Annotated in this window: 5 protein-coding genes; 2 read left to right on the forward strand and 3 right to left on the reverse strand. The window is 59.6% G+C overall.

Annotation, left to right across the window (positions count from 1 at the left end; all coding sequences use genetic code 11):
• The coding region (gene xrt / locus ABX749_RS17110; RefSeq protein WP_372897033.1) for an exosortase at window positions 1-769 on the reverse strand (769 nt) is incomplete at its 3' end.
• A 62-nt stretch (window positions 770-831) separates the two neighbouring features.
• Window positions 832-3,492, reverse strand: coding sequence for a polysaccharide biosynthesis tyrosine autokinase (locus ABX749_RS17115; protein ID WP_372897034.1), 2,661 nt, complete (start codon window positions 3,490-3,492; stop codon window positions 832-834).
• A gap of 583 nt (window positions 3,493-4,075) precedes the next feature.
• On the opposite strand from ABX749_RS17115, the gene ABX749_RS17120 reads away from it, so the two are divergent.
• Window positions 4,076-5,062 (forward strand): SDR family oxidoreductase, encoded by a 987-nt coding sequence (locus ABX749_RS17120; protein WP_372897035.1) that lies wholly within the window; start codon window positions 4,076-4,078, stop codon window positions 5,060-5,062.
• A 13-nt stretch (window positions 5,063-5,075) separates the two neighbouring features.
• Here ABX749_RS17120 and ABX749_RS17125 read toward each other — a convergent pair whose 3' ends face one another.
• Window positions 5,076-5,492 (reverse strand): VOC family protein, encoded by a 417-nt coding sequence (locus ABX749_RS17125; RefSeq protein WP_145208917.1) that lies wholly within the window; start codon window positions 5,490-5,492, stop codon window positions 5,076-5,078.
• 119 nt (window positions 5,493-5,611) lie between these two features.
• Between ABX749_RS17125 and ABX749_RS17130 the strand changes: the two genes are divergently transcribed.
• Window positions 5,612-6,325, forward strand: a complete 714-nt coding sequence (locus ABX749_RS17130) for a hypothetical protein (protein ID WP_372897036.1) — start codon at window positions 5,612-5,614, stop codon at window positions 6,323-6,325.
• Window positions 6,326-6,500: the final 175 nt, after the last annotated feature.

Below are 6,500 nucleotides of genomic sequence, written 5' to 3' on the forward strand. Positions count from 1 at the left end.
AGGAATTGGCGACCAAGGCGACGACCGTGACCCGAATGACGTTGGCGAAAATGGCCAACAGGCATGCGATCGCCAGGTAGATCGGTGCCATCCAAATCCGTCGTCGCCGCCACGAGATCATCAGAAAGGCGAGAAAGCTAAGCGTGAAGACGGACTGAATTCCGCTGCAGGCCTCGGCAACAAACAGCTCGCGATCGGCAAGCTGAATCACATTGTTGGTCACCGCGTGTGGAACCGCCAGCGTGTCCAGCAAGACACTCGACATCCACGTCGTCACGTTCTGCAGCCACAGCACCAACAGCGTGTCGGCGCGAACCAGTTGAACGATCGTCAGCAACGGAAGCACGAGGACCAACAACGTTGAATCCTCCGGTCCACGCATCGCGTACAGCATGGTCGCGCAAAGGATCGCGAATGCGACTGCCGCAAACCAGGGGAACTGCACCACCGTCCCGAAGGCAGTCAGCAGCAACGCGAATCCGATCGCCGCCCAGCTGAACCAACCGCGCGGAGGATAGAAATAGCCGTCAAAGCGGAGGTACGTCAGCCAGGCCACCGCGGCGATCGCGAACGGAAAATAGCGATAGGTCGGATTGCCCCACATGCCGATGAAGTACGGCACCAACAACGGAGCCACGGCGAGAAACAAGCCGAGCCAAAACCAACGCCAATTGGGGTGGGGTTGGGAATCGCTGGTTGTCGCGGGCTGAATCGGTTCGGCCTGGTCGAGCATGGACGTGTACAGGCCTGTCGAGTCGGTGGTCGACATTGGCAAATCAGTCTACTGGAGAGTGTTCAGGTCGGTGTGGTGTGGCGATGGGGCGACGGGTGTCAGCCATCGAAATTCGGCTTGTTCGACGATCCGCCAGACGAAGCATCCGCGCCGCCGTGTGAGTCCGGTTCGTCGCGCGAGCCCGGCGGGTCGGCCAGCAAGGTGCCGGCGGAAAACGGGCGCGGTGGGCCGGATGCGGCGGCCCGGGAGACCGAGTTTCCGTTTTTCGCCGCTTGGGGGCCCTTGCCGGACGGGCTGCTGCCAGACGGGCTGCTGCCAGACGGGCTGCTGCCAGACGGGCTGCTGCCAGACATCGCCGCCGGCGCGGGGCGGGAAAGACGAATGGTGTTTTGAGACGAGACCGCGACGCTGGTGCTGGAGGTTTGGCCGTTGCGTCGATAGTAGCCGCCGTAGCGTCCGTACTTGTAATAACCGTATCCGCGGTAACCGTCGCTCGCACTGGTTTCGTCGGAATTGTTGATCACCACGCCCAAGACATTGGCGCCGACGCCGTTGAGGATGTTGAGTGCTTCGCGGGCATTCGGCTTGCTCTTGCGGCGGATCCGCAGGGTCAAGATCAACGCATCGGACATGCTTGCGGTGATGCTCGGGTCGGTGACGACCAACAGCGGGGGCGTGTCCAGGATGATGTAATCGTATTGTTCTCGGAGATACTCAAGCAGCTCGTTCATCACCGGCAACGAAAGCGCTTCGGCGGGGTTGGTCGGGATCGGACCACAGGGCATGATCGACAGCTTGGGCAGCGGCGTGGCGTGGGCGGCTTCGAGCGGCTCGCATTCGCCGTTGAGGACGTTGGTCAGTCCCAGTTTTTCATCGCAGTCGAAGTTGTCGGTCAGCTGGGGGCGACGCAGGTCACAATCGATTGCCAAGACCCGTTTGCCGCTTTGGGCGATCGAGCAGGCCAGATTGCACGCGATCGTGCTCTTGCCATCGCCCGGCAGCGGGCTGGTGATCTGGATGACCTTGCCGCCCTTGATGTTGTTGGTGTCAAAGAACACGGTGGTTCGCAGCGACCGGATCGCCTCGGCAGCCGACGACGACGGTTGATGGACCACCGTCAAGTCGGTCGACAGTGTCTTGTAAGGATCGAGTTCTCCTTTCTTGGTCTTTCGCCGTTTGCCGCGGAAGAACGGGATGTGCGTCAAGATCGCCACGCCCAGCATCGAACAGATCTCTTCGGGGTCGCGGAACGTGTTGGCGTTCTTTTCCAGCAGCAGCGCGAGCCCGCCGCCGAGCAACAGACCGACCAGCGTGCCGAGTCCGCCCAGTTTCAAAATGCTGGGGCCGACCAGATACGCCGGGGTGGGTTTCATCAACTCGACCACCTGCGTCACGCTGTCGTTGTCGGACAGTTGCGTTTTGCCCAGGTTCTCTTTGAGCTGTTGCATCAATTGGCGATACTGCTCCATCTCGCGAACCATCGATTCGTTACGCAGCTCCTCGCTGGAGATCTTCGCCGCGAGCACTTTTTCTGTTGCGATCTGCTCATCCAATTCCTTGATGAACCCTTTGAGCATCTCGACCTTGGCTTGGTGCGAGTAGACGACTGCTTGGACGGTTTCTCTGGCCCGTTCGATCGGGTCACCCAGGTCTTCGAACCATTCGCGTCGCAGTTTGGTGATGCGGTCGGCTTGCTCACGAACCAGGCGGAGCAGCTCTTCACGCGTGGTTTCGAGTTCTTGATCGAGTGCCTTGACGGTCGGGTGGGAGGGACCGAATTGAGAGACGTTCTGGTTTTTGGCGACGATCAGCGGCAGCAGTTTCTTTTCCAGGTCGATTTCGGCCAGCAAGCTGTCGCCGATGATCGGATCGGGTTCGCGGGCGTCGGCAATGCTGCTGACTTTTACCCCCAACAACTGGCTCATCACACTCAGCGCGATCCGCGGGTCTTCGGTTTGTGCGGCGACGGTCTCCATCCGTTTGAGCACTTCTTCTTCGCGACGGAGTTCTTCGAATTGAGCCGAGCGTCGTTTCGTCAGCAGTTGCTGTTGCTCGCGGTGCGGGTTTTGTGCCCGTCCGTCGGCATCCCAGGTCAGCGGGGCGTCGCGACGGAACTCGGCGTAGCGATCTTCCAATTGGGCCAACTTGGGACCGAGCGTCGTCATCGCCATGGTGATCAACCGCTCCAGATCCGCCTGGGCGGTTTTGTGTCGCTGGTTGTAGTACTCTTGCAACGCTTTGCTGTAGGCCTTGATCGCCGCTTCGCAGTGTTCGGTGTTGTTGCTGTCGAAGTGCAGCAACGTGATCAACGATTGCGCCGTTTTGACGTCCGTGACTTCGGGTTCGAGTTCCAGTTGTTCCTGAACTTCGACGATGAAGCGATCGATGCTGTTGCCGTAGAATTCGCGGTGCGGCACCATGTCGGGATCGTTGAAGGCCATCGTGGCGACGGTGTCGCTGAACAACTGGGCCTGCAACACTTCGATGTCCGGGACGCCGCCGACGACTTCGCCGGTCAAGGCGTCAAAAATCGGCGGCCGATTCGATTCGACCATCAGCCGGGTGCTGCTGCGAAACGTCTCTTCGGTTCGCGAGTAGACCAGGAATCCGATCACGCCGAACACGATGGCCGGCAAAATCACGGCCCAGCGGTAGCGCCACAGCGCTCCGAGGACATCCAGGGGCTGCGTCGCCCCGGTCGACGCGATCTGGCGGCTGCGACGGTTGGAGGGTGGAGTCGAAGTTTGTTCTGCAATCATCGTGGGGCGTGAATCTGTTTCGGCAGAGCGTGGGGGAGTACCGACACCGAAGCGTGCCGGCCGGGCGCGAGCAGTCTGGTCGCGGTGAAGCTTATAAACAAGGATCCGTTGATCGAATCGGTCCTGATGGGGGAAAACCGACAGCGTCTGGGAGCGTGCTGTCGGCCCGCCGGGTACAACACCGCCGGGCCCTTTCCTTCCGAAAATCCTTTCGAAAACGCGTTTTCCCGAAGGCCGGTCGATGGAGTCACCACTCAACACCTACCGGGAAACCGTGCCGATGTAGTTTAACCCTCATCTGTTGACGTCCATAGCGCTTTCGCAAATCGGGCCGCTCAAAAACCCTTCCCCGTCGGCAGAATCGACTTCACCGGCAAAATGTTGGCGGTTTCCGGACACTTGCCCGATCGTGGTAAACACTTGAGTCTGACTTGATGAAATACTGATGGTTCCTTGAATTCCGCCTGCGCGGCGCCATTTTCGCGCAACACTTGGTTGCGTCGGTCGCCCCGGGAATCAATCCTGGCGACCGGCCAACGAGCGCCGCAATTCTGATACACCTGCCTCATAAAAAGTTTTCTTCATGATCGCTCCCATCACGCTTCCCGATGCCGCTTTGCCACTCGCCGGAAGGACCTGTCTGGTCACCGGAGGGGCGGGATTTATCGGATCGCACTTGGTCGACGCCCTGCTCTCGCACAATGCGACCGTCCGTGTGTTGGACAACTTCAGCACCGGTTATGAGTCCAATCTGTCCCACGTGGCCGATCACCCCGGCGTCGAAGTCGTTCGCGGTGACGCGGCGGATCCGGCGGTGACGGAGAAAGCGGTCGCCGGCTGCGATGCCATCTTTCATCACGCCGCGATGGCCAGCGTGCCCCGCAGCATGCGCGAGCCGGCACTGTGCCACGCCTGGTGCGCGACCAGCACCATCAACCTGTTGGCCGCGGCGGAGGCCGCCGGGGTTCGCCGGATGGTGCTGGCCAGCACCAGCGCCGCCTATGGAGATTCTCCCTACGTCAGCAAACGCGAAGAGGATCCGCCGGCACCCCTGTCGCCCTATGCGGCCTCCAAACTGGCCGCCGAAGCCTACATGCAATCGTTCTCGCGAACGTCCAAGCTGGAAACGGTGATCCTGCGTTACTTCAACGTCTTCGGACCCCGCCAGGATCCCCAGAGCGAATACAGCGCCGTGATCCCACGTTTCGTCTCGATGATTTTGTCCGGTAAACGCCCGGTGATTTACGGCGATGGGTCGCAGTCACGCGACTTTGTGTTCGTCCGCGACGTCGCCAAGGCAAACCTGTTGGCCGCCACGATTCCCGGCATCAACGGCGGCACCTTCAATATCGGGCAAGGACAGCGCACGACGCTGTTGGAGTTGCTGACGACGCTCCGCGAAATCCTCGGCCAAGACATCGAGCCGATTCATGATCCGCCCCGCTTGGGCGATATCAAGGATTCGCTGGCCGATATCACCCAGGCCCGAACGCGGCTGCAGTTCGAGCCCGATGTCGACATGAAAAGCGGTTTGGAGCAGAGCGTCGATTACTATCGATCGATCTGCTGATCACATCTGCTGATCACATCGGCCCGGTCATTTCCCACGCCACGCCGCGGGTCGTGGCCGGGTCGATGAATCCGGCCTTGCGGCCACGCGGGGCGTCGTGCGGCGTTTCGGATTTGGCCCGCATCCCACGCGCCGGCAAGGACGCGAGCGATTCGGAGACGTCGTTCGTTTGAAAACACAGATGGTGTAACCCTTCGCCGTGTTCGGCCAGATGGGTCTGCAACGGATGGTCCTCGGTCAGCGGCTGGACCAATTGCAAGTGCACGTTGCCCATGTCCAGATGCGTCAGGCGTACGTTGCCGCTGGGGATCACTTCGCTCAACACGACGGGCAACCCCAGCGTGTCGCGATAAAACGCCAGCGCCTCATCGGTGTCTCGCACCACGATGGCGATATGATCGAGTTGTTTGAAAAGCGGTGTATCCGGCATTCGAAGTCTCTTTTGTGGTGGTTTGATCCGCCGATCGCGTCAGATTGAGCTGTTCGATCGAGCATTCTCAATCATAATGGATCTGTCTCGCCTGCTTCACGCTCTCCGGTACTGAATTGATGATTCGTGCGCAAGTTCACCAGCCCTTCTTCCGCAAATTCCTGTACGTCTTTCTCGGTTGTACCGCGTTTGCCGGATGGTGCTTGTACGACGGATTGATCAAGTATCCAAGGAATCTGACGATCGCCGAAGCCTACGAGGGGCTGCCGGAAGAGGGCCGTCGCGAAGCCTGGAAAGAACTCGCCGCTGAAAATGGTTGGCCCACGATCACACCGTCCAAAACCGCCAGTGACATTCGTCACGACATCAGCACTCAATTCATGCAGCTGATCCTCTGCATGCTGTTCGGGATCCCTGCGCTGATGATGTTCATGTCCGGCCAAGGAACCTGGGTCGAAGGCGATGAAACCGTGATTCGTAACAGCAAGGGCCAGGAGGTGCCCATCGACGCAATCACCAAGATCGATAAACGAAAGTGGGACGCCAAAGGGATCGCGAAAATCCATTACGAAGTCGACGGCAAGAAAAAGAAGTTCGTGATGGACGATTTCAAATACGAACGCGAACCGATGGGCCAACTGATGAAGTTCGCCGAAGCCCAGTTGACTGAAGAGCAGGTCACCGGTGATTTTCTCGAGCGTGACAAAGAGCGAATCGCCCTCCAACAAGCCGCCGAAGCCGAAGAAGAAGAATACGACGGCGACGAAGAGGAGTATGAAGACGACGGCGAGTTCGAAGCCGCCGAGGACGCGGAGACGAAATCCAACTCGTAGGGCATGCCCTCACGATCGGTGCGTAGGGCATGCTGTGCATGCCGATCGTGCCCATCGTCACGCACAGCGTGACCTACATCGTCACGCACAGCGTGACCTACATCGTCACGCACAGTGTGACCTACATAGTCACGCACAGCGATGACCTACATCGTCACGCACAGCGTGACCTACT

The sequence above is a fragment of the Stieleria sp. genome (assembly GCF_041595215.1).
GTDB lineage: Bacteria > Planctomycetota > Planctomycetia > Pirellulales > Pirellulaceae > Stieleria > Stieleria magnilauensis.